This window comes from Nocardioides koreensis, assembly GCF_039531775.1.
GTDB classification, from domain to species: domain Bacteria; phylum Actinomycetota; class Actinomycetes; order Propionibacteriales; family Nocardioidaceae; genus Nocardioides; species Nocardioides koreensis.
Window position 1 is genome coordinate 108,877 of record NZ_BAAAQR010000012.1, and the last position, 25,183, is coordinate 134,059.

Consider the following 25,183-nt stretch of genomic DNA (forward strand, 5'->3'; position numbering starts at 1 on the left):
CTCCGCCCATGTCCCACGAGCCCCACGAGGTCGTCATCACCGAGGATCCCGCCCGCTTCCTCGCCCTCGCCGACGAGCACCTCGCGGCCGACCCGGTGCTCACCACCGTGGTGTCGACGGTGACCCACCGGGCGCTCACCCAGGTCGAGCGCGGGCTGCCGGCTCCCGCGCACCCGCGCTGGTGGGCCGTGGTCCGCGACGGGTCCGGGAAGGTGGCCGGCGTCGCCATGCGGACCGCGCCGTTCGCGCCGTACCCGCTGTTCGTGCTGCCGATGGCCGACGAGGCAGCCGTGGCCCTGGCCCGCGCGCTGCACGCGCGCGGGGAGCTGGTCGGCGGCGCCAACGGGGCGCTGCCCGCGACCCGGGTCGTGGCCGACGAGGCCGCCCGGCTCCAGGGCGTGGCCGCCTCGGTGTGGGAGCACACCCGCCTCTTCGAGCTCGGCGAGCTGGTGGAGCCGGCACCGGTGGACGGCCGGCTGCGTCAGGCGACCGCCGACGACACCGACGTGTGCCTGGCCTGGTTCCAGGCGTTCGCCGCGGACGCCGCCGAGCAGGCCGGTCGGACGGAGGGTGAAGGGCACGAGGAGTACTTCACCCGCGACGACATGGTCGAGCGGATCGACGCCGGGCGGGTGTGGCTGTGGGAGGTGGCGGGGGCGCCGGTGCACCTGACCGGCTTCAACCCGCCGAGCTTCGGCGTGGTCCGGGTCGGGCCGGTCTACACGCCCAAGGAGCAGCGGGGCCGCGGCTATGCGAGCGCCGCCGTGGCCGCGGTGTCCCGCAGGCTCCTCGACGAGGGCGCCCGGGTCTGCCTCTTCACCGACCAGGCCAACCCCACCTCCAACCGGATCTACCAGGCCCTGGGCTACCGGCCCGTGGTGGACATGGCGAACTTCGTGGTCGGCTGACCCGTCCCTAGACTGGTGGGAAATGAGTGAGACCCCCGCCGCCCCCCGGCTCGCCGAGACCTTCGAGGAGGTCGAGGACGCCCTCCTGTCCCGCTGGCCGGAGACCCGCCTCGAGCCCTCCCTGGACCGGATCCAGGCCTTCACCGAGCTGCTCGGCGACCCGCAGTCGTCGTACCGCCTGATCCACCTCACCGGCACCAACGGCAAGACCTCCACGTCGCGGATGATCGACACCCTGCTGCGCGCGCTGGAGCTGCGGACCGGTCGGTTCACCAGCCCCCACGTGGAGCGGATGAACGAGCGGATCTCGATCGACGGGGAGCCGCTGACCGACGAGGAGTTCGTGCGCGCGTTCAACGACGTCGCGCCGTACACCCACCTCGTCGACGAGGACCAGGACCACCCGCTGTCGTTCTTCGAGACCGTCGTCGGCATGGCGTACGCCGCGTTCGCCGACGCGCCCGTCGACGTGGCCGTGGTCGAGGTCGGCATGGGCGGCTCTTGGGACGCGACGAACGTCGCCGACGCCGACGTGGCCGTGGTGCTGCCGATCGCGGTCGACCACGCGCAGTACCTCGGGGACTCCCCGGTGGCGATCGCCGAGGAGAAGGCCGGGATCATCAAGCCCGGCTCGATCGCCGTGCTGGCCCAGCAGGTGCCCGAGGTCGCCGAGCTCCTGGTGAGGCGAGCCGCCGAGGTCGGTGCGACCGTCGCCCGGGAGGGCATGGAGCTCGGCGTCGTCTCGCGGGTGCCGGCCGTGGGCGGGCAGGTCGTCTCGCTCCAGGGCCTGCGGGCGAGGTACGACGAGGTGTTCCTGCCGCTCTACGGCGCCCACCAGGCGCAGAACGCCGCGCTGGCGCTGGCGGCGGTGGAGGCGTTCGCCGGCGAGCAGCCGCTGGACGAGGACATCGTCCGGGCCGCCTTCGCCGAGGTCACCTCGCCCGGTCGCCTGGAGATCGTCCGCCGCAGCCCGACCGTGGTCCTCGACGCCGCCCACAACCCGCACGGCGCGGAGGCGCTCGCGAGCGCGCTCGACGACTCGTTCACGTTCTCGCCGCTGGTCGGCGTGCTCGGCGTGATGGCGGACAAGGACCACGAGGGCCTGCTCGTCGCGCTGGAGCCGCACCTCGCGCACGTGATCTGCTCCCAGAACTCCACCGCCCGTGCGCTGCCTGCTGGTGAGCTGGCCGACGCGGCCCGCGAGATCTTCGGCGAGGACCGGGTCTCGGTCGCGCCCCGGCTGGCCGACGCCATCGACCAGGCCGCGGCGCTCGCCGAGGCCGGTGAGGCCTTCGGCGACCCCCTGGGGTCCGGCGCGGTCCTGGTCACCGGCTCGGTGGTCACCGCCGGCGAGGCGCGCAGCCTGCTCGTGCCCCGGGGCAAGGGGGGCCCGCGGTGAACACCCCACGACACCGCTCGCTGCGCTCGCGCTTCCGCGGGGGCCCCGAATGAGTGACGACCGCACGCGCTCGCCGCGCCGCGGCATGTGCGCCGCGATCCTCTGCCTCGAGGCGATCACCCTCGGGCTCACGACGCCGGTGATGATCTCGGTCTCCGACGTGGCGCGGGGCACCGCCCTGGCCATCGGGCTCGGCCTGACGGTCGCCTGCCTGCTGCTCGCGGGGATGCTCCGCGCCGAGTGGGCCTACACCCTCGGCTGGATCGTGCAGGCGGCCGCGATCGCCCTGGGGTTCGTCATCCCGCTGATGTTCTTCCTCGGAGCGCTGTTCGCGCTGCTGTGGGGAACGGCGTACTTCCTGGGTCGCAAGATCGAGCGCGAGCGCGCCGAGGCGTACGCCGCCTTCGACGCCGGCCGCGACTGATCCCGCCCCGGGCGGCGCTCAGCGCAGCGGCCGGGTCAGCGCCTCCAGTGCCCGGTCCAGCTGCTCGTCGGTGCACCCGCCGAAGCCGACCACCAGGCCGGTGAGCGTGGCCGAGCGGCAGTAGTCGGCCAGCAGGTTGACCCCGAAGCCGGCCTGTCGCGCCGAGTCCCGGGCCCGGCGGGCCTCGGCCTCGGGCAGCAGCCACGTGGAGTACATCCCGGCCAGTGGACCGGCGAGCTCGGCGTACGGGGACAGGGCGGCGGCCACGCGCGGGGCGCGCTCGGCGTACACCCGTCGTGCGGTCCGCACGACCTTGTCCACGTAGCCCTCGCGGAGCAGCGCCACGAACGCCCGCTGCACCGGCCAGGGCGCGGCGTCGTGGGTGACCGCCCGGCGGAGGTTGACGTGCTCCAGCAGGTCGGGGGGTGGCACCAGCCAGCCCAGGCGCAGGCTCGGCGCGACCGACTTCGAGGCGGTGCCGAGGTAGGCGACCCGGGACCGGTCGAGGGTGGCCAGGGCGGGGACGGGCGCCACGTCATAGCGGAACTCCGAGTCGTAGTCGTCCTCCACGAGCAGGGCGTCCGCCGCGCGGGCGGCGGTGAGGGCCGAGAGCCGGTCCGCGGCGGGCATCACGCGGCCGAGCGGGTGCTGGTGGGCGGGGGTGAGGTAGGCGGCCACCACGCCGCCCAGGTCGGTCACCGGGGCGGTGGCCGGCAGGTCGACGACCCCGCGACCGGCCCCCCGGACGGTCTCCACCGCGGCCCGGTAGCCGGGGTCCTCGAGCGCCACCGGGCCGGCCGGCACCACCGACAGCACGTGCCGGAGCCCGTCGGTGGTGCCGTTGGTGACGACCAGCTCGTCCGGGTCCACCGCCAGGCCGCGGGTCCGCGCCACGTGGTCGGCGAGTGCGCTGCGCAGCTCCGGCAGGCCGCGGGGGTCGTCGTACCCGCGCGGCGCGGAGGCGGTGGAGACCTCCCGCCAGGCCCGGCGCCACCCGGCCCGGTGCCGCGGGTCGATCCAGGGAGTGCCCGCGTCCAGCGACACCAGGTCCCGCCGCGGCGTGGGGGTACGACGCCGGACCGGCGCGGCGAGCGCCGGACCGCCGTCGGAGGCGACGAACGTGCCGGCGCCCCGTCGCGCCTCCAGCCAGCCCTCGGCCAGCAGCTGGTCGTAGGCCTGCTCGGCGACCGAGCGGGCGACGCCCAGCTCGGCCGCCAGCGCCCGGGTGCTGGGCAGCCGGTCACCCCGGACGAGGGTGCCGGCGAGGACGAGGTCGCGGACCTGGCCGGACAGCTGGACGCCGAGCGGCACGTGGTCGCTGCGGTCGAGCCGCACCGGCAAAGGGGAGTGGGACATCGAATTGTCCTGTTCGACTGGGTCCGGATTGGCCCGTGACGGCAGGCCACTGGGGACCCGACGATAGTCCCGTGCCCACGACCCCGCTCTCCCCGTCCCCGCGCACCACCGTGAACCGGGGCCGCAGCCGCGCCGTCGCCGACCGCGACCAGATGCACGCGCTGCTCACCGACGCCCTGGTGGCACACGTGGGCGTGGTCATGGGTGGCCACCCCGTCGTGCTGCCCGCGGCGTACGCCGTCGACCCGGCGGGCCCCGACCGCGACGGCACGCTCTACGTGCACGGGTCCGTGGCCGCGGGCTGGCTGCGCGGCGCCACGGACACGACCGTGTGCGTGACCGTCACCCAGCTCGACGGGCTGGTCGCGGGCCGCTCGGCCTTCCACCACTCGATGAACTACCGCTCGGCCGTGGTGATCGGGCGGGCGCGCCTGGTCGACGACCCGGCCGAGAAAGCGCGGGCCCTGGCCCTGATCGTGGACCACATGGTCCCGGGGCGGTCGCCCACGCTGCGGCCCGACACCCGCAAGGAGCTCGCCGCGACCGCCGTGCTCGCCGTACCCCTGCACGAGGCGTCGCTGAAGGCCCGCGACGGCGGCCCTGTCGACGAGCCCGACGACGTGGCCGCCGGCATCTGGGGAGGGCACGTGCCGGTGCGCCTGGTGGCCGGCGACCCGGTCCCCGACGACGACTCCCACGGGCCGGTGCCCGCGGACGTGGCAGCCCGGGCGCACCAGCTCGGTGGCCCAGGGCTGCGGGCCGGTGAGGATGCGGAGCCGGCCGCGGCCGGTGCGCGCGCCACTCGATAGGGTGCGGCTCATGACGCAGCGCACCCTGGTCCTCCTCAAGCCCGACACCGTCCGCCGCGGGCTGGTGGGGGAGGTCGTCTCCCGCTTCGAGGCCAAGGGCCTCACCATCGTGGCGATGGAGCACCGGACCATCGACGCAGCCAAGGCCGACGAGCACTACGCCGAGCACGTGGAGCGCGACTTCTACCCGCCGCTGCGGACCTTCGTCACCAGCGGGCCGCTGGTCGCGATGGTGCTCGAGGGTGACGAGGCGATCGAGGTCGTGCGGGCCCTGAACGGCGCCACCGACGGCCGCAAGGCGGCCCCGGGCACGATCCGCGGGGACCTGTCGCTGTCCAACCGCGAGAACCTCGTGCACGGGTCGGACAGCTCCGAGTCGGCGGAGCGCGAGATCAAGATCTGGTTCCCGAGCCTCTGACCGGGCGCGCGGAGCGGTAGCGGCGGCCCGACCGCCGGCCCGACAGCCGCTGCAGACGCGGGCCTCGTCCGGCTGCCCCCTGTCGCCAGCCAGACGACGACCCGCGCCGTGCATGCGCACCGTAGGTGAGCACAGCCGCGAGCCACACCGGTGTGTCTCGCCGGGTTTTCCTTTCCTCCGAGGCCCGGGAGGGGCAGGATCGCCTCCATGATCGGGCTGGTCGAACGGGCGACGGAGCTCCACCAGGTCATGGCCCTGCTCGAAGGTGCCCGCGAGGGCACCGGTGGGCTGCTCGTCCTCGAAGGGGCTGCGGGGATCGGGAAGACGACCATCCTGCGTGAGGCCGCGGCGATCGCGGACCAGGAGGGCATCGCCGTGGCGCGGGCGACCGGGCACCCGATCGAGGCCACCCTCTCCTTCGGCCTGGTCCGGCAGCTCCTCGAGCCCGCGCTGGCGCGGGTGACGCCGCGGGAGCGGGCCGCGCTGGCCGCCGGGCCGGCCCGGGCAGCCGTCGCGCTGCTCGACGGAGCACCCGCGGCCGGCACCGACGAGCTCGAGCTGGTGCACGCGGCGTACCGACTCGTGGCCGAGCTCGTGGGCGCGGGCGGGGGAGACCCGTGGCTGGTCGTCGTCGACGACCTGCACTGGGGCGACCGGTCCTCGGTGACGTTCCTGCTCTACCTGGCGCAGCGCCTGGTCGACCTCCCGGTCGCGCTCCTCGCCACCGTGCGCACCGGCGAGCCCACCGAGGTCGCCGACCTGCTGGGCCGGCTGCTGGTCGAGGTGGGACAGGGCGGCACCACGCTCGGGCCGCTGTCGGCGCAGGCGTGCGGCCAGCTGGTACGTCGTCGCTTCCCCGAGGCCGCGGACAGCTTCTGCGCCGAGTGCGCGCGCGTGACCGGCGGCAACCCGTTGCTGCTCAACGAGCTGCTGCAGGCGGTCGCGACGAGCGGGGCCGCCACCGACGAGCCGGCTGCCGAGCGGCTGCACGAGATCTCGTCGGTCTCGCTGCAGCGCTCCACCGGCCTGCGCCTCTCCGGGGTCGGCGTGGCCGGCCGGGCGGTCGCGGAGGCGGTCGCCGTGCTCGAGCCCGGGGCCCCGCTGCGCCGCGTGGCCGCGCTGGCCGGGCTGCCCACCGAGGACGCCGCCTCGGCCGCCGACGCCCTGGTCCGGGCGGGCGTGCTGGCCTCCAGCGATCCGCCCGCCTTCGCGCACCCGCTCATCCAGTCCACGGTCCGCAGCGCCATCCCGGACGCCGAGCGCGGCACCCGGCACCGCAGGGCGGCCGCGCTCGCCCACGGGGACGGCGCCGGCCCGGAGCAGGTCGCGGCCCACCTGATCTGGTCCACGCGCGCGGGCGACGCGTGGGCGGTCGGCACGCTGCGTGCCGCGGCGGACTCCGCCCGGTCCCGTGGCGCGGCCGAGTCGGCCTGCCGCTACCTCGAGCGCGCGCTCGAGGAGCCCCCGGCCCAGGCCGAGCGGGCCCACGTCCTCGCCGAGCTGGCCGAGGCCGAGCTCCTCACCGGCAGGCTCAGCGCCCTGGAGCGGCTCGACCAGGCGTCGCGAGCCGCGGTGGACCCCGAGACCGAGTCGGCCGTGCTGATCCGGATCGGCGACGTGCTGTTCCAGAGCGGGAAGTACGACGAGGCCGCCGAGGTGTTCGACCGCGCCCTGCAGCAACAACGCGGCGGCGACGCCGAGCTGCACTCGCGGTTGCGGGTCTGCCGGCTCGCCATGGAGACGCTGCGCCCGGGCGGCAAGGTCGGCCCGGACCTGGTCGACGTCCCGGACGAGCAGCTGGAGGGCGGCCGCTTCCTGCAGGCCCACCTCGCCCTCGCGAGCGTCATGGGCGTGACCGACCACGAGCAGACCCGCCGGCTGGCTCGCGGTGCACTCGCGGACGGCGCGATGCTCCGCGAGCAGGGGATCGGCCTGGACCTGATGGTGTCACTGGGCTGCCTGATCTGGTCGGACCTGTTCGACGAGTGCGACGAGGAGGTCGCTCGTGGCCTGGCGGTGGCCGACCGCCAGGCATCCCACCTGGGCAGGGCCAACCTGCTCTTCGGCCGGGCCTGGGCGCGCTACTGGTCGGGGCGGCTCGAGGAGTCCGTCGACGACTCCCTCGCCGCGATCGAGCCGTGGCGAGGGGGCTGGAACGGCCAGATCCACTTCGCGCGCTTCTGGTGCGCCGTGGCGCTCGTCGAGCTGGACCGCCTCGACGAGGCGCAGGCCGTGGTTGACGAGCCGGACTCGCCCGGGCACGGCGCCGACGCCGTCGGGGTCGCCACCATCGAGGTCGCCCGGGGGCGGGTCGCCACTGCTCGTGGGGACCACCGGGCGGCCCGCGAGCACCTGGTGAAGGCCGTGGCGGCCTCGGCGAGCCTGCCGTTCCTGGTCAACCCGACCGTGCTGCCCTGGCGCTCGGAGGCGGCGCTGGCCCACCACGCGGTGGGCGAGGTGGAGGAGGCCCTCGCCCTCGCGGCCGACGAGGTGCGCCTGGCCCGTGCGTACGGCGCCCGTCGGCCGATCGGCGTGGCCCTGCGGGCCCAGGCGCTGGTCGTCGGTGGCGAGGCCGGGCTCGACCTGCTCCGGGAGGCGGTCGAGGCGCTCGCCGCCTCGCCGGCCCGCCTCGAGGAGACCCGTGCGCGGATCGACCTGGGCGCTGCGCTGCGCCGCGCCGGCCGGCGCAGCGAGGCCCGGGAGGTGCTGCGCGAGGGGCTGGACGCGGCCACGCGGCTCGGGGCGGTCCGCCTGCGCGACCGGGCCCGTGCCGAGATGACGGCCGCGGGCGGCCGCCCGCGGCGCGCGGCATTGTCGGGGCCGGAGTCGCTGACCCCCAGCGAGCAGCGGGTCTGTGAGCTGGCCGCGGCCGGGCGCAGCAACCCCCAGATCGCCGCCGAGCTGTTCCTCAGCCGCCGGACCGTGGAGTTCCACCTGCGCGGGGCCTTCCGCAAGCTCGGCATCGGTTCCCGCGACGAGCTGGCGGCGGCGCTGCGCGACGGCTCCTGAGCGGCCGGCGGCAATTCGCCGGCGGGCGGGCCCGCGTGTCCTGCCGGGGAGCGCCCGTCCCGCTCCTTAGCCTTGTGCCACTCCCTTCCCAGCAGCACCATCTTCCTCCAGGGCGGCAGCACATGGCGAACAGCTTCATCGGCCGGGACATGGCCGTGGACCTCGGCACCGCCAACACCCTCGTCTACGTCCGCGGCAAGGGCGTCCTGCTCGACGAGCCCAGCGTCGTCGCGCTCAACGCCACCACCAACGAGATCCTGGCCGTGGGGCACGAGGCCAAGCGGATGATCGGGCGGACCCCCGACAACATCACCGCCATCCGCCCGCTCAAGGACGGCGTCATCGCCGACTTCGAGGCGACCGAGCAGATGCTGCGGTTCTTCATCCAGCAGGTGCACCGCCGCCGGTACTTCGCCAAGCCGCGCATGGTCATCTGCGTGCCCAGCGGCATCACCGCGGTCGAGCAGCGGGCCGTCAAGGAGGCCGGCTACCAGGCCGGCGCCCGCCGGGTCTACATCGTCGAGGAGCCGATGGCCGCCGCGATCGGCGCCGGGCTGCCGGTCCACCAGGCCACCGGGAACATGGTCGTCGACGTCGGCGGCGGCACCACCGAGGTCGCCGTCATCTCGCTCGGCGGCATCGTCACCAGCCTCTCGATCCGCACCGCCGGCGACGACCTCGACCAGGCCATCGTCGCGTGGATGAAGAAGGAGTACTCCCTGATGCTGGGGGAGCGCACCGCCGAGGAGGTCAAGATGACCCTCGGCTCGGCGTTCCCGCTGCCGGACGAGCCCGAGGCGGAGATCCGCGGCCGGGACATGGTCTCCGGCCTGCCGCGGACCGTCGTCGTGTCCAGCGCCGAGGTCCGCCAGGCCCTCGAGGAGCCGCTGCACGCCATCGTCGACGCCGTCCGGGCGACGCTCGACCAGACGCCGCCCGAGCTGGCCGGCGACATCATGGACCGCGGCATCGTGCTGACCGGTGGCGGCGCGTTGCTGCGCGGCCTCGACGAGCGCCTGCGCCACGAGACCGGCATGCCGGTCCACGTCGCCGAGAACCCACTCACCTCCGTGGCCCACGGGGCGGGCAAGTGCGTCGAGGAGTTCGAGGCGCTCCAGCAGGTCCTCGTCTCCGACCCCCGGCGGTACTGATGGGTCTCGACAAGCTCGGCCACCGGACCGCGAGGCTCGGCCGGTTCAGGGGGCGGCGCGAGCGGCGCTGGAGCGGCGCGGGCCGGCTCGACGAGCGGTCCCGCCCCTCGCGCTCGCTGCTCGTGGCGCTGGTGCTGGCCAGCCTCACGCTCATCACCCTCGACTACCACGGCGGCGACGACTCCCCGGTGGAGTCGGCCCGGCGCGGGGTGGGCGAGGTCTTCGGCCCGGTCGAGACCGGCACCGCCACCGCGATCCGGCCGTTCACGGCCGTGCCCGACTGGTTCCGCTCCCGCGGCGACCTCAACGACGACGTCGCCCGGCTCGAGGCCGAGAACTCCCGGCTGCGCTCGCAGGCCGCCACCGCGGACTACGACCGCAACCGCCTCCAGGAGTACGACGGCCTCACCGCCGCCGCCGACGACCTGGGCTACGCGCTGGTCCCGGCCCGGGTGGTCGCACTCGGCCCGGCCCAGTCCTTCTCCGACGCGGTCACCATCGACGCGGGATCGCGGGCCGGCATCCGCCCGGACATGACGGTCATCAACAACGACGGGCTGGTCGGCCGCGTCCTGCGGGTCACTAGCACCACCGCGACCGTGCTGCTGGTCGTCGACACCGACTCGGTGGTCGGCGGCCGGGTGGGGGAGAGCATGGAGGTCGGCTTCCTGCACGGCCGCGGCGTCGTCGGTGATGCGGGCCGCCTCGACCTCGAGCTCGTCGACGAGTCCGAGGTGCCGGCGAAGCACGACACGGTGGTGACCTGGGGCAGCGAGGACGGCGCGCCGTACGTCGCCGGGGTCCCGGTCGGTCGGGTCACCAGCGTCTACAGCAGCGTCCGGGAGAGCACCCAGCGCGCCGTCATCGACCCGTACGTCGACTTCGGCTCCCTGGACCTGGTCGGCGTGGTCGTGCCGTCCGGCACCCACAGCGACCGGGCCGTCATCGAGGCGGACGGGAGCATGCGGTGAGCCTGATGCGTGGCGTCGTCGCGGCCCTGGCCGTCTCGCTCGCGCTGGTGCTGCAGGTGACGGTCTTCCCGCACCTCGCCTGGCAGGGCATCGTCCCCAACCTGTGCCTCCTGGTCGTCGTCGGCGCGGCGCTGACCCGCGGCCCGCAGTTCGCCGCGGTCCTCGGCTTCCTGGCCGGCGTGGCGCTCGACCTGGCCCCGCCGGCCGACCACGTGGCCGGCCGGTGGGCCCTGGCCCTGGTGGTCGTCGGGTACCTGGCCGGCCGGGTCCGCCAGGACGTCCGGCCGACCGCCATGGCCGTGGTGGCCACCGTGGCCGCCTCCTCGTTCGTCGGCACCTCCGTCTTCGCGATCAGCGGCCTCGTGCTGCGTGACCCCGCGCTGGGCGTCCCCGACCTGCTCCGGGTGATCCTCGTCGCGGTGGTGTGGGACGTGCTGCTGACGCCCTTCGTGCTGCCGCTGGTGATGCGGATGTTCCAGGCCCTCGAGCCGGCCCGGACCGCGTGATGGCGCCCTCGAACCCGGGGAGCCCGTCGGGCCGCCTCTCCGCCACCGCGACGACCAAGAGCCGGTTGCGGCTGCTCGTCATCCAGGCGCTGGTCTTCTCCCTCTTCGCCACGCTCTTCGTGCGGCTGTACTACCTCCAGGTCGTCGGCGGCGAGGAGTACCACGCCCAGGCCGCCTCGCAGTCGGTGCGCGAGGTGGTCGTGCAGCCCCAGCGTGGCCTGATCGTCGACGACATGGGCCGCCCCCTGGTCGCCAACCGCACCTCGTGGGTGGTCTCGGTGGACCGCAGCATGCTGGACAAGATGTCGCACGCCCAGCGCGAGAAGCTGGTCGAGCGGCTCGCCTCGGTCGTGGACCAGGAGGCCGGCACGATCCGCAAGCGCCTGGTCACCTGCGGTGACCCGGGCAGCGTGACGGGCACCTGCTGGAACGGCTCGCCGTACCAGCCGGTCCCGGTCGCCACCGACGTCCCGCAGGGGATCGCGCTGCGCATCCTGGAGCAGCCCGAGGACTTCCCGTCGGTGGTCGCGGAGCGGCAGAGCGTGCGGGCCTACCCGCACCCGTTCGGGGTCAACCTCGCCCACGTGCTCGGCTACCTCAGCCCGATCACCGAGAAGGAGTACGACCAGGCCCAGAGGGACGGCGACCGCTCGGTCAACGGCGCCTCCTCGGTCGGCCGGGCCGGCGTCGAGAAGCAGTACGACGCGTGGTTGCGCGGCATGCCCGGCTACAAGCGGGTGGCCGTCGACTCGATGGGCCGCGTGCTCGGCGACGACAGCGAGGTCGACGGGCAGCCGGGCGACACCCTGGTCACCTCGATCGACGCCAAGGTCCAGGGCGTGGTCGAGAAGCAGCTCGCGCAGACCATCAAGCTCGCCCGGCAGACCTACGACCCGGTCACCCACATGAACTACAAGGCCGACTCCGGCGCCGTGGTGGTGATGGAGGCGAAGACCGGGCGGATCGTGTCGATGGCCAGCCAGCCGACGTACGACCCCTCGGTGTGGGTCGGCGGGATCACCGACAAGCAGCTGGCCCACCTGTACTCCGACGCGGCCGGCACCCCGCTGCTGGCGCGGGCCACCCAGGGCCAGTTCGCCCCCGGCTCGACGTGGAAGCCGATCATGACCGTCGGCGCGCTCAACAACGGCTTCTCGCCCTCGACCCGGCTGGACTGCTCCGGCGGGCTCCAGGTCGGCAACCGCTGGTTCAAGAACTACGAGTCGGCCTCCTACGGGATGATCGGCTTCGACCGCGCGCTGCAGCTCTCGTGCGACACGTTCTTCTACCGGGTCGGGCTGCACTACTGGAACAAGTACGGCTCCGACCCGACGAACGTCGACGCCAAGGACCCGCTGGTCCAGGAGGCCAAGAACTTCGGCTTCGGCAGCGAGACCGGCATCGACCTGCCGGGCGAGGCCAGCGGCCGGATCGCCGACCGGCACTGGAAGCTCGCCTACTGGAAGTCCATGAAGAGCTACTACTGCACGATGGACCGCAAGGGGAACGCCCCCAGCTCCTTCCTGCGGGTCTTCGCCCACGAGTTCTGCCTCGAGGGCAGCTACTACCGCGCCGGCGACGCGGTGAACTACTCGATCGGCCAGGGCGACACGATCGTGACGCCGCTGCAGCTCGCCCGCGCGTACGCCGCCCTCTCCAACGGTGGCACCCTGTGGCAGCCGCGGATCGCGAAGGCGATCGTCAGCGCCGACGGCAAGGTGCTCAAGCGGTTCGGGCCCCGTTCCAGCGGCAAGGTCGACGCCTCGCCGGCGAGCCTGCGCTACGTCAACCAGGCCCTGCTCGGTACGCCCCGGGTCGGCACGCTGGCCTGGAAGTTCATCGACTTCCCCCTGGACACGGTGCACATCCGCGGCAAGACCGGCTCGGCCGAGGTCTACGGCAAGCAGTCGACCTCCTGGGTCGCGACCTTCGACGAGAACTACGTCGTGATCATGATGGTCAGCCAGGCCGGCACCGGCTCGGGCACGTCCGGCCCGGCCGTGCGCAAGATCTGGGAGGCGCTCTACGGCATCGACGGGATGAACGTCGACCCCGGCCACGCAGCCATCCCCGGCACGGTCCCGCCCGCGGGACTGCCCACGTTCATGAAGGACGGCTCGATCCTGCCGCCCGCCCGGGAGGACTGACATGCCCCTCGCCCCCAGCCCGCGCTCCGCCCGCACGACCCTGCGCGCCCCCGGCCTCGACTGGCTGCTCATGCTCGCGGTGCTCGCCCTGGTCACGCTCGGCAGCCTGCTGGTGTGGTCGGCCACCTCCCACCGCGAGGACCTCACCCTCGGCGACCCCACGGCGTACCTGAAGAAGCAGCTGGTCAACGTCGCCATCGGCCTGGTGCTGCTGGTGACGGTGATGGCCACCGACCACCGCTGGGTACGGATCGTGGCCCCGCTGGTCTACCTCGCCTCGATCGTGGGGCTGGTGCTGGTGCTGACCATGGGCTCGACGATCAACGGCTCCCGGTCCTGGCTCCAGCTGGGCAGCATGTCCATCCAGCCCTCGGAGTTCGCCAAGCTCGCGGTCGTGATCGGCATGGCGCTGATCGTGGCCGAGCGCGCCGAGGGACGCTGGCAGAACCAGGTCGGCACCGTCGAGGTGGTCGGCATGCTCGTCGTCGCCGGCGTCCCCGCCTCGCTGATCATGCTGCAGCCCGACCTCGGCACGATGCTGGTGCTGTCGGCGACCGTGTTCGGCGTGCTGGCGACCTCCGGCGCGCCGCGTCGCTGGCTGGCCCTGCTCGGGATCGGCGGCGTCACCGCGGCGGCGGCCGGGATCGCGGCGGGGTTCCTCAAGCAGTACCAGGTCGACCGGTTCATGGCCTTCACCAACCCCGACCTCGACCCCCAGGGTGCCGGCTACAACACCGAGCAGGCCCGGATCGCGGTCGGCAACGGCGGGCTCTTCGGGCAGGGCCTCTTCCACGGCTCGCAGACCCGGGCCGGCTTCGTGCCCGAGCAGCACACCGACTTCATCTTCACGGTCGCGGGCGAGGAGCTCGGCCTGGTCGGGGCCGGGGTGCTGATCGCGCTGCTCGGCATCGTGATCTGGCGGGCCCTGGCCATCGCCCGGCACACCGACGACGTCTTCGGCCGGGTCGCCGCCGCCGGGATCGCCTGCTGGTTCGGCTTCCAGGCGTTCCAGAACGTCGGCATGTGCCTGGGCATCATGCCGGTCACCGGCGTGCCCCTGCCGTTCGTGTCGTACGGCGGCAGCTCGATGTTCGCGGGGATGCTCGCTATCGGGCTGCTCCAGAACATCCACCTGCGCTCGACCGCCTCGCTGCCGACGCGCTACGTCATGCCGGTCCGCGTGCTCGTCTCCCGCTGAGCGGGTCGCAGCGGGATACTGCCGACATGGCGTACGACGAGGAGCTGGCGGACCGGGTCCGGGACCTGGTGGAGGGTGAACCGGGCCTGAGCGAGAAGCGCATGTTCGGCGGGCTCGCCTTCCTCGTGAACGGGAACATGGCGGTGAGCGCCAGCAGCCAAGGTGGTCTCCTGCTGCGCATCGAACCGACCCGGACCGAGTCGCTGGTGGACGGCCAGCACGTGCGTCGCTTCGAGATGCGCGGCCGGGAGATGGACGGGTGGCTGCGCGTGGACGTCGCGGTGCTCGGCACCGACGAGGAGCTCCGCCGCTGGGTGGACCACGGCCTGGCGTACGCCCGGACGCTCCCGCCCAAGTAGCGGGTCCCAGGGCTGCGCGGACATGTCCGCACCCTGGGCAGCGACACCCAAGGCGGCCCTAGGCTCGAGGTCGATGAGCACGAGCCCCACGAGCCCCGCACCGGCCGAGACCGGCGAGTACTCCCACGCACAGGTGCTGACGATCCTGTCCGGCCTGATGATGGGCATGTTCCTCGGGGCGCTCGACCAGACCATCGTGAGCACGGCGATCCGGACCATCGCCGACGACCTGCACGGGCTGTCGGTGCAGGCCTGGGTCACCACGGCGTACCTGATCACCTCGACGATCGCGACGCCGATCTACGGCAAGCTCGGCGACCTCTACGGCCGCAAGAAGCTGTTCATGTTCGCGATCACGATCTTCATCGTCGGCTCCGCGCTGTGCTCGTTCGCGACCTCGATGTACATGCTCGCCGCGTTCCGGGCCTTCCAGGGGATCGGTGCCGGTGGCCTGTTCACGCTGGTCCTGGCGATCGTCGGCGACATCGTCTCGCCCCGGGAGCGCGCTCGCTACACCGGCTACTTCATGGCGATGTTCGGCACCTCCAGCGTGCTCGGGCCGGTGATCGGCGGCTTCTTCGCGGGGCAGGGCGTGCTGCTGGGCGTGGCCGGCTGGCGCTGGGTATTCCTGGTCAACGTGCCGATCGGCATCGCGGCGCTGGCGGTGGTTGCCCGCACCCTGCACCTGCACCACGAGCGGCGCGAGGTCCGGATCGACTGGTGGGGAGCGACCTGGCTGGTCGTCGCGCTGGTGCCGCTGCTGACCGTGGCCGAGCAGGGTCGCGCGTGGGGCTGGGGCTCCGGGCGCTCGGTCACGGCGTACGTTGTCGGCGCCGTCGGGCTGGTGGCCTTCGTGGCGGCCGAGGCCCGGATGGGGGACGCCGCGCTGATCCCGCTGCGGATCTTCCGGATCCGCCCGGCGGCGGTGGCCATCGCGGCCAGCGTCATCGTGGGCATGGCCATGTTCGGCGGCATCATGCTGCTGCCGCTGTACATGCAGATCGTCCACGACGCCTCACCGACCGAGGCGGGCTTCCTGATGCTGCCGATGGTGGTCGGGATGATGGCCGCATCGATCGGCTCCGGCCAGGTGATCTCGCGGACCGGTCGCACCCGCCCGTTCCCCATCGCCGGATCCCTGCTGATCACCGCCGGACTGCTCCTGCTCTCGCTGGCGGGAGCCGACACGCCCCTGGTCCTGGTGCTGCTGTCGATGTTCGTGCTCGGCCTCGGCCTCGGCAACTGCATGCAGCCGCTGCTGCTGGTCCTGCAGAGCGCGGTGCCGCCCCGCGACATCGGCGTCGCGTCGAGCTCCGCGACGTTCTTCCGGCAGATCGGGGGCACCCTCGGTGTCGCGATCTTCCTGTCCATCCTGTTCGGCAGCGTCGGCGGCAACATCGCCGACGCGGTGCGCACGGAGTCCCGGACCGCTGCCTGGTCGGCGACCGTGCACGACCCGCAGGTGCTGGCGGACCCGCTGGACCGGGCGGTCGTCGAGTCGCTCCAGCACCCGACGCCCGACGGGGGAGTCCTGGGCCAGGTCCAGGACGACTCGTCGATCATCGGCCGGATGGACGCCGTGCTGGCCCACCCCTTCAAGGCGGGCTTCGCGGACTCGATGTCCACGGTCTTCCTGATCGCCGGAGTGGTGGCCTTCCTCGCCTTCCTGGTGCTGCTGCTGATGCCGCAGGTCGAGCTGCGGGCCACCTCCGCCAGTGCGGCGGCCCGCTCCGAGGGCCTGGCGGCCGCCGCCCCGCGCGAGGACGAGGTGCGCTGAGTCCCGTCATCATCCCAACGGCCCGCTTGGGCCATGGTGAACCACTCGCCGGGGTGCGACCGTGGCGGTGTGGCGCCTGCAGAGCTGCTGCGCGAGGCCGTTGAGCGTCGTGCGGTCTCGGGCCATGAGGGAAAGTCGGGAGCCGGTCTCGAGCGGGTCCGGCTCGCCGACGGCCGCGTGCTGCTCGTGAAGCGGGTGACGCCCGGTGCGGACTTCACCCTGGACCTGACCGGCGGGGGCCCCTCGCGCGAGTACCTGCTGTGGCGCTCCGGGGTGCTCGACGCGCTGCCGGACGGCGTAGGTCATGCCGTGGTCGACGGGTGGCTCGAGGGCGCCACGACGGTGCTGGTGATGCGCGACCTGGGCGACGCCGTCCTGACGTGGGAGGACCGGCTGCCGGCGGCGCAGGCCGTGGCCGTCATGGAGCGGCTGGCCACGCTGCACCGACGGTTCCTCGGGGACCCGCCGGCGGACCTGGCGCCGCTCGAGCTGGTGCTCACCCTGTTCGCACCCCGGCGGATCCGGGGCCTCGCGGCCCAGGGCAGCGAGCTGATGGCCCTCGCCTGCCGGGGGTGGGAGATCTTCGCCGACGCCGTCCCCTCCGACGTGGCCGGTCCGGTGCTCGGGCTGCTGGACGACGTGCGTCCCCTCGTCGCCGCGCTCGCGTCCGGGCCGGTCACCCTGACCCACGGTGACGCCGCCACGGTCAACATGGCCTTCGAGGGCGAGGACCTCGTGCTCCTCGACTGGGCGATGCCGACGGCGGCGCCGGGTGCGCTGGACGTGGCCCGGTTCCTGGCCGGCTGCTCCTCGGTCGTGGAGCCGAGCCGCGAGGCGCTGCTGGCGGCGTACCGGCGGGCCGCGGGCCCCGCGGCCGACGAGAGGTCGGTGCGGCTGGCCCTGCTCTCCGGCCTCGTCTGGCTGGGCTGGAACAAGGCACTGGACGCTGCGGAGCACCCGGACCCGGCGACGAGGCGGCGCGAGAGGGCGGACCTCGACTGGTGGGTCCGCGCGGCACGAACCACGCTCGAGAGAGGCGAACCCTGATGGATCTCAAGACCCTGTACGCCCGCACCGTGGAGGGGTGGGCGGAGCGCGTCAACGCGGTCCCGGCCGATCGCTGGGACGACCCCACTCCCTGCCGTGACTGGACCGTCCGCGAGCTCGTCAACCACGTGTGCGCGGAGGACCTGTGGACCGCGCCGCTCGTCTCGGGCCGCACCATCGAGGAGGTGGGGCACCGGTTCGACGGTGACCTGCTGGGCGGGGACCCGATCCGCAGCGCCCTGGCGGCCGCCTCCGACGCCACGCGCGCGGTGGCCGACTCCCCGCCGGAGGGCGCCACCGTCCACCTGTCCTACGGCGACGAGCAGCTCGAGGAGTACGTCCTCCAGCTGGCTGCCGACCACCTGATCCACGGCTGGGACCTGGCGGTGGCGACGGGCGGCGACCCGCGGCTCGATCCGGCCCTCGTGGCCGAGGTGTCCGCCTGGTTCGCCGAGCGCGAGGAGCTCTACCGGGCGGCCGGCGTCGTCGGTCCCCGCGCCGCGTCGCACGGGGACGCCCAGGGCGACCTGCTCGCGAGCGCCGGCCGGGACTCCGAGTGGGGCCCCAACCACGCCGCCATGGCCCGGTTCTCCGCAGCCTTCGGCAGCGGCGACGTCGACGAGATCATGGCGCTGATGACCGACGACTGCGTGTTCGAGGCGACCGGGCCGGCCCCGGACGGGCGCCGGCACGAGGGTGCCGAGGCCGTGCGCGCCGTGTGGGACGAGCTCTTCGGGCAGACCCGGGAGGCGGTCTTCACCGAGGAGGAGCTGTTCGTCTGTGGCGACCGCGGCGTGCTGCGGTGGCGGTTCGACTGGACCGACGAGCAGGGGACGCCCGGCCACGTCCGCGGGGTCGACGTGCTCCGGCTGCGGGACGGGCGGGTCGCCGAGAAGCTGTCGTACGTCAAGGGCTGACCCCGTCCCACCTCGCTCGGAGGTCCCCCTCCGCCCATGCTTGGATGGAGCCATGACCGAGCACACCATTGACCCGGCCATCGTCGAGGCGGTCCACGTCGTCGCCAACCGCTTCGGCGCCGCTGGGCTCGAGGACCTCATCACCGAGGCCCAGCGCGAGCTGGGCGAGGCGCGCGCGGCGCTCGAGAAGCTCGCCCGCGAGACCCCGTGACCCTCAGCGCGTGAGCCGCTTCAGCCGGCCGCGCGCCGAGGACCCCGCCGTCAGCGACACCAGTCCCGCGGCCCTGCCCAGGCCGTGGGGCGGCATGTTGCCGTAGACCGCTTCGTACTCCCCGGCGCGCACCAGGTAGGTCTCGTGCCAGATGCCCGACCTGGGGTCGCGGCCCACGCGCCTCCAGTAGCTGCGCCACGCCGGCCGGTGCGGGGCGTCGTCGTCGTTCGCGAACCGCTCGAGGTCCTCGAACGAGCGCCAGTACTGCACGTTCATCGTCAGCCCGTAGGTCTCGTAGCCCAACAGGCCCTTCTCGGGATGCTGGCCCAGGTGCTTGAGCATGTACGGCATCCCGCGCACGCCCCCGAGGTCGCGCAGGCTGCGGACCGGATGTCGTACGTCGATCCGCGCGCCGATCAGGAACACCACGAAGTCGCCGTCGATGTGGGCCGCCCAGCGACCCGGTCGCACCTGCGCCATCCTTGGATGCTCCCGCCCGGCGCGCGCGCCGACAAGGGTCGACCGGCCTGCATCGGTTCGCCCGCGGCCGGACGGGCGACGTACCCTAGGTCGATCCCCGATCCGTTGTGAGGAACTGCTGTGTCCAAGAGCCTGTTCGCCCGTCTCGAGCCACGGCTGTCGTCGGTCTCGAAGCCGATCCAGTACGTCGGCGGCGAGCTGAACTCCACGGTCAAGGACTGGGACTGCGCGCCCGAGGGCGAGACGGTCCGCTGGGCGCTGATGTACCCCGACGCCTACGAGGTCGGCCTGCCCAACCAGGGCGTGCAGATCCTCTACGAAGTGCTCAACGAGCGCGACTGGGTCGTCGCCGAGCGCACCTACGCCGTGTGGCCCGACATGGAGCAGGTCATGCGCGAGGGCGACGCGGACGGGCCGATCCCGCAGTTCACCGTCGACGCCCACCGCCCGGTGCGCGACTTCGACCTCTTCGGGCTGAGCTTCTCCACCGAGCTCGGCTACACCAACATGCTCAACGCCCTCGACCTGGCCGGGATCCCGCTGCACGCGGTCGACCGCGGCGAGGACGACCCGGTCGTGCTGGCCGGCGGCCACGCGGCGTTCAACCCCGAGCCGATCGCGGACTTCCTCGACGCAGCCGTCCTCGGTGACGGCGAGGAGGTCGTGCTCGCGATCTCCGAGGTGGTGCGCGAGTGGAAGGGCGAGGGCCGCCCGGGAGGGCGCGACGAGCTGCTGCGCCGGCTCGCGGTCAGCGGCGGCGTCTACGTGCCGAAGTTCTACGACGTGGGGTACGCCGAGGACGGCTCGATCGAGGCCGTCGTGCCGAACCGGCCCGGCATCCCGTTCCGGGTGCGCAAGCACACCCTGATGGACCTCGACGCCTGGCCCTACCCGGCCAAGCCGCTGGTGCCGCTCGCCGAGACCGTGCACGAGCGCTTCTCCGTCGAGATCTTCCGCGGCTGCACCCGCGGCTGCCGCTTCTGCCAGGCCGGCATGATCACCCGCCCGGTGCGCGAGCGCTCGATCGAGACCATCGGCGACATGGTCGAGAACGGCATCCGCAAGTCCGGCTTCGAGGAGGTCGGCCTGCTCTCGCTCTCCTCGGCCGACCACACCGAGATCGGTGACGTCGCCAAGGGCCTGGCCGACCGGTACGACGGCTCCAACGTCTCGCTGTCGCTGCCCTCGACCCGCGTCGACGCGTTCAACATCACCCTCGCCAACGAGTTCTCGCGCAACGGTCGGCGCTCGGGCCTGACGTTCGCGCCCGAGGGCGGCTCGGAGCGGATGCGCAAGGTGATCAACAAGATGGTCACCGAGGAGGACCTGATCCGCACCGTCGCCACGGCGTACTCCCACGGCTGGCGGCAGGTGAAGCTCTACTTCATGTGCGGCCTGCCCACCGAGACCGACGAGGACGTGCTGGCCATCGCCGATCTGGCGAAGAAGGTCATTGCCAAGGGTCGGGAGGTCTCCGGCCGCAACGACATCCGGTGCACCGTCTCGATCGGGGGCTTCGTGCCCAAGCCGCACACGCCGTTCCAGTGGGCCGCGCAGCTCGACCACGAGACCACCGACGAACGGCTCAAGAAGCTCCGCGACACCGTCCGCGAGGACAAGCGGTACGGCCGCGCCATCGGCTTCCGCTACCACGACGGCAAGCCCGGGATCGTCGAGGGGCTGCTCTCGCGGGGCGACCGCCGGGTCGGCGCGATCGTCGAGCAGGTCTGGCGCGACGGCGGCCGCTTCGACGGCTGGAGCGAGCACTTCTCCTACGACCGCTGGATCGAGTCGGCCGAGAAGGCGCTGGCCCCCACCGGCGTCGACCTGGACTGGTTCACCACCCGCGAGCGGGAGTACGACGAGGTCCTGCCCTGGGACCACCTCGACTCCGGCCTCGACAAGGACTGGCTGTGGGCCGACTGGGAGGACGCCATCGACCCCGACTCCGACGTCGAGGTCGAGGACTGCCGCTGGACGCCCTGCTACGACTGCGGGGTGTGCCCGGAGATGGACACCGAGATCCAGATCGGCCCGACGGGGCAGAAGCTGCTCCCGCTCAGCGTGGTCTGACCCCGCCCGCACGAGGCCGGTCGTCAGCGGACCGGTGCGCAGCCGGCCGGCAGCCACCCACCGGTTCAGCCGTGCGATGACGCTCCGCCCACCAGCAGCAGCGCGTACGCCGCCAGCGACTTCGCGTCGGTGATGGCGCCGTCCCTGATCATGCGCTCGATGTCACCACGCGAGAACCAGGCCGACCGCATGTCCTGCTCCGCCTGCTCGCGCTGCGGCGCCTCCTGGGTCAGGTCGGTGGCCAGGAAGACGCTGCACCGCTGGTTCAACGTGCTGGGTGTGACGTCGAGCGTCCCGAGCGGCACCAGGCTGCCGGCCACGAGTCCCGTCTCCTCGCGGAGCTCGCGCGCGGCGACCTCGGTGGCGTCCAGGTCGAGGCGCTCGTCTGCGCTCCCGGAGGGGAACTCCCAGCGTCGGCCACCGACGGGGTGGCGGTACTGCTCCACGAGATGCAGCCGGTCGCCGTCACCGGGGATGACCAGCGCGATGTCGGAGGTGTCCACCACCCAGTAGGTGCCGGTGGATCCGTCCGAGCGACGCACGGCGTCCTCCCGGACCGCGATCCAGGGGTTGGCGTACACCTGATGGCTGCCCAGGGTCTCCATGCGAGCCAGTATGGGCAGCCGCGAGCCACTCTCGCTCGCGCGCCGCGCGGCCGGGGAACCGCTCATCGTGAGTGCGCATCGGAGGGGCGCGACTCGCGACGGGGGATCTGGTCCTCGATCGCGGCCGGGCGGGCGACGTACAGCCCGAGGGCGATCTGCGGGACCATCAGCAGCGTCAGCATCAGCAGGGGAGCGGTCCAGGCCCCGGTGGCGTCGTACAACGCGCTCATCGCGAACGGTCCGAGCGCGGCGATCAGGTAGCCGGTGGACTGGGTGAACCCCGACAGCGCGGCGGTGCCCTGCGGCGTCCGGGCGCGCAGCCCGATCAGGGTCAGCACGATCGGGAAGGTCACCGCGCCGATGCCGACCAGGATCGCGCCGGGGACGGCGAAGCCGTGCGGGGCGATGATCAGTCCGACGTACCCGAGCGGGTAGCAGGCCATGATCGCCAGCAGGATGGCGCGCTGGTCGGTGCGTCGCGCGACGGCGGCCGGGGCCCACAACGACAGCGGGATCGACATGGCCGCCACCAGCGCGACCAGGGCGCCGGCCTGGCCGGCGGTGTAGCCGTTGTCCCGCCACAGCTGGGCGAACCAGCCGAAGACCGAGTAGGCCTGCAGCGACTGCAGCCCGAAGAAGAGCGCCATGGCCACCCCCAGCCGGGTGCGGGCGACGTCGGCCGACCGGATCGACCGCGCGGTCGGCTCGAGGCTCCGGTCGTGGGTGACCAGCCCGACCCAGGGCAGCGCGGCGAGCAGCGCGACCGCCGCCCACGCCCCGAGCCCCCAGCGCCAGGAGCCGGCCGCCTGGGACAGCGGGACGGTGATCAGGAGCGCGCCGGTGAGCCCGACCGCGAGCGCGGTCGTGTAGATGGCGGTGACCCGGCCGATCCGGTCGGGGAAGTGCAGCTTGACCAGGCTCGGCAGCAGCACGTTGGCCATCGCCATGCCGCCGAGCGCGACGAGCGAGAGGACCAGGAACAGCGCCTCGCTGTCGCTGACCGCCCGGCCGAGGAGCCCGAGGACCGCGGCGAGCAGCGCCAGCAGCGTGACCCGGTGGACCCCGATCCTGCGGGCCGCCGCGGGGGCGAGGGCCCCGAAGACGGCGAAGCCGATCACCGGCAGCGAGGTGAGCAGCCCGGCGGCCGCGGGCGACATCCCCAGCGACGACCGCACCTCGGCGAGGACCGGACCGACGCTGACCGCAGCCGGGCGGAGGTTCAGCGAGAGGAGGACGAGTCCGGTGAGGATGACGAGGGAGGTACGCCGGGCGGTCACTCGTCCCATCCTCGCAGGGCCCCGGTTGTCGGCGGGCTCGGGCAGGATGAGTGCATGCAGCACATCCCCGACGACGAGCGGCGGGCCCGGCTCGCGCGCCGCCACGCCGTCGCTCCCGGGCAGCGCGTGGCGGACCCGGTCGCGGCGACCCGGGCGATGACGGTGCTCCACTCGACCGAGCCGGCGACGGTCTACCTCTCGCTGTTCGCGCGGGTCGACGGCGTCACCCACGACGACGTGGACCGGGTGCTCTACGCCGAGCGGTCCCTGGTCAAGCAGCTGGCCATGCGGCGCACGCTGTTCGTCTTCCCCCGCGACCTGCTCCCGGCCGCGTGGGGCATCGCCTCGGCCCGTGTCGCGGCGCAGCAGCGGACACGCCTGGCGAAGGACGTGGAGCGGGCAGGGATCGCCGAGGACGGGTCGATCTGGCTCGATGCCGCGTGCGCCGCGGTCCTCGACCGGCTGGCCGACGGGTCTGCCCTGGGCGCACAGGAGCTGCGGGAGCAGGTCCCCGAGCTCCAGGGCCGCATCGACATGGCGGTGGGCAAGTCCTACGGCGGCAACTTCCCGATCGCGCCCCGGGTGCTGACCCAGCTGGGCGTCGAGGCGGCCATCGTGCGCGGCCCCAACGGCGGTCACTGGCGGCTCTCGCGGCCCCGGTGGACGCTGATGCACCACTGGCTGGGGGAGGAGGCGACCCCGCTGAAGGCCGACGAGGGGTACGCCGAGCTGGTCGCGCGCTGGCTGGCGTCCTTCGGCCCGGGGACCACCGCCGACCTGCAGTGGTGGCTGGGCGCGACGGCGGGCGCGGTGAAGCGGGCGCTGGCCGACGTCGGGGCGGTCCAGGTCTCGCTCGATGGCGACGCGGTGGGCTGGGTGCTGCCCGGCGACACGGAGCCGGTGGACTGGGACGGACCGTGGGCGGCGCTGCTGCCGGTGCTCGACCCGACCGTGATGGGCTGGAAGGAGCGGGGGTTCTTCCTCGGCCCGCACGGACCCGCCCTGTTCGACACCAACGGCAACGCCGGCACCACCGCCTGGTGGGACGGCCGCGTCGTGGGGTGCTGGGTCCAGGACGCCGAGGGCGTGGTGCGGCTGGAGCTGCTCGAGGAGGTGCCGGCCGCGGGGCGGGACGCGCTGGAGGCGGAGGCCTCCCGGCTCACGACCTGGCTGGCCGGCACGCGGGTGAGCACGGTCTACCCCTCACCGGCCATGAAGGCCGCGGCCGCGCGGCTGGGCGTCTGACTCTCGGGTGAACGGTGGCCTGTTCACCGCCGGGCCGCCAGACCCCCGGCCAGCCGCGACTGCGCAGCCTGCGGGTTCGAGCCTTAACCTTTGCGGATGCGTGAACAGCCCGAGCAGCAGGCCCCACCGGTCCAGCGACTCCGCGTGAGGTACGCCAAGCGGGGACGACTGCGTTTCACCAGCCACCGCGACTTCAGCCGGGCGTTCGAGCGGGCGGTCTTCCGGGCCCGTGTCCCGATGGCCTACTCCTCGGGTTTCAACCCGCACCCGCGCATCTCCTACGCCGGCGCGGCGCCGACCGGGTCGGCGAGCGAGGCGGAGTACCTCGAGATCGCGCTGGCCGAGGTTGTGACCCCGGACAGCATCCACGTGGCGCTCGAGGAGTCGCTGCCCGACGGCCTGGACATCCTCGAGGTGGTCGAGTCGCCGGGCGGATCCCTGGCCGACCGCCTGGAGGCGAGTCGCTGGAGCCTGGAGATCGCCACACCCGTCGAGGAGGCCGAGGGCGCCGTCGAACGGTTCCTGGCGACCGAGTCGGTCCCGGTCCAGCGGATGACCAAGAAGGGGATGCGGGAGTTCGACTGCCGCGCGGCGGTGGTGTCCCTCGGGGCGGCCGCGCACGAGCGCGGCGCCTGCCTCGACCTGGTGCTCCGGCACACGGTTCCCGCCGTCCGGCCGGACGACGTCCTGACCGGGCTCGCGGCGGTCTCCGGGCTCGCCGCGGGTGAGTCGCCGCTGCTCACCCGGCTCGCGCAGGGCCCGCTGGACGAGGCGACCGGCGAGATCGGTGACCCGCTGCGCGGTTCGGTATAGGACCCTTTCGGGTGGCGTGTGCGATACTCGCCGTGGTTGACGACGGATGGCTTGCTGTCCACGAGTCGACCCGACGACGTTCT

The 25,183-nt window shown here is 73.4% G+C and carries 23 protein-coding genes; 19 read left to right on the forward strand and 4 right to left on the reverse strand.

The genetic code is table 11. The annotated features are described in order from the left end of the window. The first annotated feature begins 8 nt into the window (after positions 1-8). From ABD268_RS17880 to ABD268_RS17890, 3 genes are read left to right on the forward strand one after another with little or no spacing between them, the layout of a single operon-like run. On the forward strand, positions 9-908 hold the full coding sequence (locus tag ABD268_RS17880) for a GNAT family N-acetyltransferase (RefSeq protein ID WP_344155418.1): 900 nt from the start codon (positions 9-11) through the stop codon (positions 906-908). A 22-nt stretch (positions 909-930) separates the two neighbouring features. Beyond that, a complete protein-coding gene (folC, locus tag ABD268_RS17885) occupies positions 931-2,307 on the forward strand; it encodes a bifunctional tetrahydrofolate synthase/dihydrofolate synthase (protein WP_344155421.1) in 1,377 nt (458 codons plus the stop codon). A 49-nt stretch (positions 2,308-2,356) separates the two neighbouring features. Further along, positions 2,357-2,731, forward strand: a complete 375-nt coding sequence (locus ABD268_RS17890; RefSeq protein ID WP_344155423.1) for a DUF4233 domain-containing protein — start codon at positions 2,357-2,359, stop codon at positions 2,729-2,731. Positions 2,732-2,749: 18 nt separating this feature from the next. On the opposite strand, the gene pdxR is transcribed toward ABD268_RS17890, so the two are convergent. Then, entirely contained in the window at positions 2,750-4,087 is a 1,338-nt protein-coding gene (gene pdxR / locus ABD268_RS17895) for a MocR-like pyridoxine biosynthesis transcription factor PdxR (protein ID WP_344155426.1), read from the reverse strand. A 71-nt stretch (positions 4,088-4,158) separates the two neighbouring features. On the opposite strand from pdxR, the gene ABD268_RS17900 reads away from it, so the two are divergent. The 13 genes from ABD268_RS17900 to ABD268_RS17960 all read left to right on the forward strand — a co-directional run bounded on the left by ABD268_RS17900 (position 4,159) and on the right by ABD268_RS17960 (position 18,607). Continuing rightward, positions 4,159-4,896 (forward strand): pyridoxamine 5'-phosphate oxidase family protein, encoded by a 738-nt coding sequence (locus ABD268_RS17900; protein ID WP_344155429.1) that lies wholly within the window; start codon positions 4,159-4,161, stop codon positions 4,894-4,896. A 10-nt stretch (positions 4,897-4,906) separates the two neighbouring features. Further along, positions 4,907-5,314: a nucleoside-diphosphate kinase gene (gene ndk / locus ABD268_RS17905; protein ID WP_344155432.1), complete on the forward strand. Its 408-nt coding sequence runs from the start codon at positions 4,907-4,909 to the stop codon at positions 5,312-5,314. Between the two features lie 207 nt (positions 5,315-5,521). Further along, the gene (locus tag ABD268_RS17910) at positions 5,522-8,323 is read left to right on the forward strand and encodes an ATP-binding protein (protein ID WP_344155435.1); all 2,802 of its coding nucleotides are present in this window, start codon (positions 5,522-5,524) and stop codon (positions 8,321-8,323) included. A 122-nt stretch (positions 8,324-8,445) separates the two neighbouring features. Next, positions 8,446-9,474, forward strand: coding sequence for a rod shape-determining protein (locus tag ABD268_RS17915; protein WP_344155438.1), 1,029 nt, complete (start codon positions 8,446-8,448; stop codon positions 9,472-9,474). Then, positions 9,474-10,445 carry a rod shape-determining protein MreC gene (mreC, locus tag ABD268_RS17920; RefSeq protein ID WP_344155441.1) on the forward strand — a complete coding sequence of 324 codons (972 nt, stop codon included), beginning with the start codon at positions 9,474-9,476 and terminating at the stop codon, positions 10,443-10,445. Before ABD268_RS17915 ends, mreC begins: the two co-directional genes overlap by 1 nt. A 5-nt stretch (positions 10,446-10,450) precedes the next feature. Then, positions 10,451-10,951: a rod shape-determining protein MreD gene (mreD, locus tag ABD268_RS17925; RefSeq protein WP_344155614.1), complete on the forward strand. Its 501-nt coding sequence runs from the start codon at positions 10,451-10,453 to the stop codon at positions 10,949-10,951. Next, positions 10,951-13,098: a penicillin-binding protein 2 gene (gene mrdA / locus ABD268_RS17930; protein ID WP_344155443.1), complete on the forward strand. Its 2,148-nt coding sequence runs from the start codon at positions 10,951-10,953 to the stop codon at positions 13,096-13,098. Before mreD ends, mrdA begins: the two co-directional genes overlap by 1 nt. A gap of 1 nt (position 13,099) precedes the next feature. Beyond that, positions 13,100-14,296: a rod shape-determining protein RodA gene (gene rodA, locus ABD268_RS17935; protein WP_344155446.1), complete on the forward strand. Its 1,197-nt coding sequence runs from the start codon at positions 13,100-13,102 to the stop codon at positions 14,294-14,296. Positions 14,297-14,322: 26 nt separating this feature from the next. Beyond that, positions 14,323-14,655, forward strand: a complete 333-nt coding sequence (locus tag ABD268_RS17940) for a TfoX/Sxy family protein (protein ID WP_344155449.1) — start codon at positions 14,323-14,325, stop codon at positions 14,653-14,655. A gap of 73 nt (positions 14,656-14,728) precedes the next feature. Continuing rightward, complete coding sequence (locus ABD268_RS17945; RefSeq protein WP_344155452.1) at positions 14,729-16,432, forward strand: MDR family MFS transporter; 1,704 nt, start codon at positions 14,729-14,731, stop codon at positions 16,430-16,432. 69 nt (positions 16,433-16,501) lie between these two features. Then, positions 16,502-17,479 carry a hypothetical protein gene (locus ABD268_RS17950; RefSeq protein ID WP_344155455.1) on the forward strand — a complete coding sequence of 326 codons (978 nt, stop codon included), beginning with the start codon at positions 16,502-16,504 and terminating at the stop codon, positions 17,477-17,479. Next, the gene (locus ABD268_RS17955) at positions 17,479-18,396 is read left to right on the forward strand and encodes a TIGR03086 family metal-binding protein (RefSeq protein ID WP_344155458.1); all 918 of its coding nucleotides are present in this window, start codon (positions 17,479-17,481) and stop codon (positions 18,394-18,396) included. The genes ABD268_RS17950 and ABD268_RS17955 overlap by 1 nt, the downstream gene beginning before the upstream one ends. Before the next feature lie 52 nt (positions 18,397-18,448). Beyond that, positions 18,449-18,607, forward strand: a complete 159-nt coding sequence (locus ABD268_RS17960; RefSeq protein WP_344155461.1) for a hypothetical protein — start codon at positions 18,449-18,451, stop codon at positions 18,605-18,607. Between the two features lie 3 nt (positions 18,608-18,610). Here ABD268_RS17960 and ABD268_RS17965 read toward each other — a convergent pair whose 3' ends face one another. After that, complete coding sequence (locus ABD268_RS17965) at positions 18,611-19,087, reverse strand: DUF4188 domain-containing protein (RefSeq protein WP_344155464.1); 477 nt, start codon at positions 19,085-19,087, stop codon at positions 18,611-18,613. A 120-nt stretch (positions 19,088-19,207) separates the two neighbouring features. Between ABD268_RS17965 and ABD268_RS17970 the strand changes: the two genes are divergently transcribed. Further along, positions 19,208-21,160 (forward strand): TIGR03960 family B12-binding radical SAM protein, encoded by a 1,953-nt coding sequence (locus tag ABD268_RS17970; RefSeq protein ID WP_344155467.1) that lies wholly within the window; start codon positions 19,208-19,210, stop codon positions 21,158-21,160. 65 nt (positions 21,161-21,225) lie between these two features. Here the strand turns inward: ABD268_RS17970 and ABD268_RS17975 are convergent, their stop codons facing one another. Both ABD268_RS17975 and ABD268_RS17980 read right to left on the reverse strand, forming a co-directional pair. Continuing rightward, the gene (locus tag ABD268_RS17975) at positions 21,226-21,765 is read right to left on the reverse strand and encodes an NUDIX domain-containing protein (RefSeq protein ID WP_344155470.1); all 540 of its coding nucleotides are present in this window, start codon (positions 21,763-21,765) and stop codon (positions 21,226-21,228) included. Between the two features lie 62 nt (positions 21,766-21,827). Beyond that, positions 21,828-23,042: an MFS transporter gene (locus ABD268_RS17980; RefSeq protein ID WP_344155473.1), complete on the reverse strand. Its 1,215-nt coding sequence runs from the start codon at positions 23,040-23,042 to the stop codon at positions 21,828-21,830. 54 nt (positions 23,043-23,096) lie between these two features. Here ABD268_RS17980 and ABD268_RS17985 point away from each other — a divergent pair, with 54 nt between their 5' ends. Continuing rightward, positions 23,097-24,287 carry a winged helix DNA-binding domain-containing protein gene (locus tag ABD268_RS17985; RefSeq protein WP_344155476.1) on the forward strand — a complete coding sequence of 397 codons (1,191 nt, stop codon included), beginning with the start codon at positions 23,097-23,099 and terminating at the stop codon, positions 24,285-24,287. Between the two features lie 96 nt (positions 24,288-24,383). Continuing rightward, a complete protein-coding gene (locus tag ABD268_RS17990; protein ID WP_344155478.1) occupies positions 24,384-25,100 on the forward strand; it encodes a TIGR03936 family radical SAM-associated protein in 717 nt (238 codons plus the stop codon). The last annotated feature ends 83 nt before the right edge of the window (positions 25,101-25,183 follow it).

Excerpts from the sequence above, each read along its gene's own strand:
- ABD268_RS17880 (WP_344155418.1), top strand. The coding sequence starts at position 9 with ATGTCCCACGAGCCCCACGAGGTCGTCATCACCGAGGATCCCGCCCGC.
- folC (WP_344155421.1), top strand. The coding sequence starts at position 931 with ATGAGTGAGACCCCCGCCGCCCCCCGGCTCGCCGAGACCTTCGAGGAG.
- ABD268_RS17890 (WP_344155423.1), top strand. The coding sequence starts at position 2,357 with ATGAGTGACGACCGCACGCGCTCGCCGCGCCGCGGCATGTGCGCCGCG.
- pdxR (WP_344155426.1), bottom strand. The coding sequence starts at position 4,087 with ATGTCCCACTCCCCTTTGCCGGTGCGGCTCGACCGCAGCGACCACGTG.
- ndk (WP_344155432.1), top strand. The coding sequence starts at position 4,907 with ATGACGCAGCGCACCCTGGTCCTCCTCAAGCCCGACACCGTCCGCCGC.
- ABD268_RS17910 (WP_344155435.1), top strand. The coding sequence starts at position 5,522 with ATGATCGGGCTGGTCGAACGGGCGACGGAGCTCCACCAGGTCATGGCC.
- ABD268_RS17915 (WP_344155438.1), top strand. The coding sequence starts at position 8,446 with ATGGCGAACAGCTTCATCGGCCGGGACATGGCCGTGGACCTCGGCACC.
- mreC (WP_344155441.1), top strand. The coding sequence starts at position 9,474 with ATGGGTCTCGACAAGCTCGGCCACCGGACCGCGAGGCTCGGCCGGTTC.
- mreD (WP_344155614.1), top strand. The coding sequence starts at position 10,451 with ATGCGTGGCGTCGTCGCGGCCCTGGCCGTCTCGCTCGCGCTGGTGCTG.
- mrdA (WP_344155443.1), top strand. The coding sequence starts at position 10,951 with ATGGCGCCCTCGAACCCGGGGAGCCCGTCGGGCCGCCTCTCCGCCACC.
- rodA (WP_344155446.1), top strand. The coding sequence starts at position 13,100 with ATGCCCCTCGCCCCCAGCCCGCGCTCCGCCCGCACGACCCTGCGCGCC.
- ABD268_RS17940 (WP_344155449.1), top strand. The coding sequence starts at position 14,323 with ATGGCGTACGACGAGGAGCTGGCGGACCGGGTCCGGGACCTGGTGGAG.
- ABD268_RS17945 (WP_344155452.1), top strand. The coding sequence starts at position 14,729 with ATGAGCACGAGCCCCACGAGCCCCGCACCGGCCGAGACCGGCGAGTAC.
- ABD268_RS17955 (WP_344155458.1), top strand. The coding sequence starts at position 17,479 with ATGGATCTCAAGACCCTGTACGCCCGCACCGTGGAGGGGTGGGCGGAG.
- ABD268_RS17960 (WP_344155461.1), top strand. The coding sequence starts at position 18,449 with ATGACCGAGCACACCATTGACCCGGCCATCGTCGAGGCGGTCCACGTC.
- ABD268_RS17965 (WP_344155464.1), bottom strand. The coding sequence starts at position 19,087 with ATGGCGCAGGTGCGACCGGGTCGCTGGGCGGCCCACATCGACGGCGAC.
- ABD268_RS17975 (WP_344155470.1), bottom strand. The coding sequence starts at position 21,765 with ATGGAGACCCTGGGCAGCCATCAGGTGTACGCCAACCCCTGGATCGCG.
- ABD268_RS17985 (WP_344155476.1), top strand. The coding sequence starts at position 23,097 with ATGCAGCACATCCCCGACGACGAGCGGCGGGCCCGGCTCGCGCGCCGC.
- ABD268_RS17990 (WP_344155478.1), top strand. The coding sequence starts at position 24,384 with ATGCGTGAACAGCCCGAGCAGCAGGCCCCACCGGTCCAGCGACTCCGC.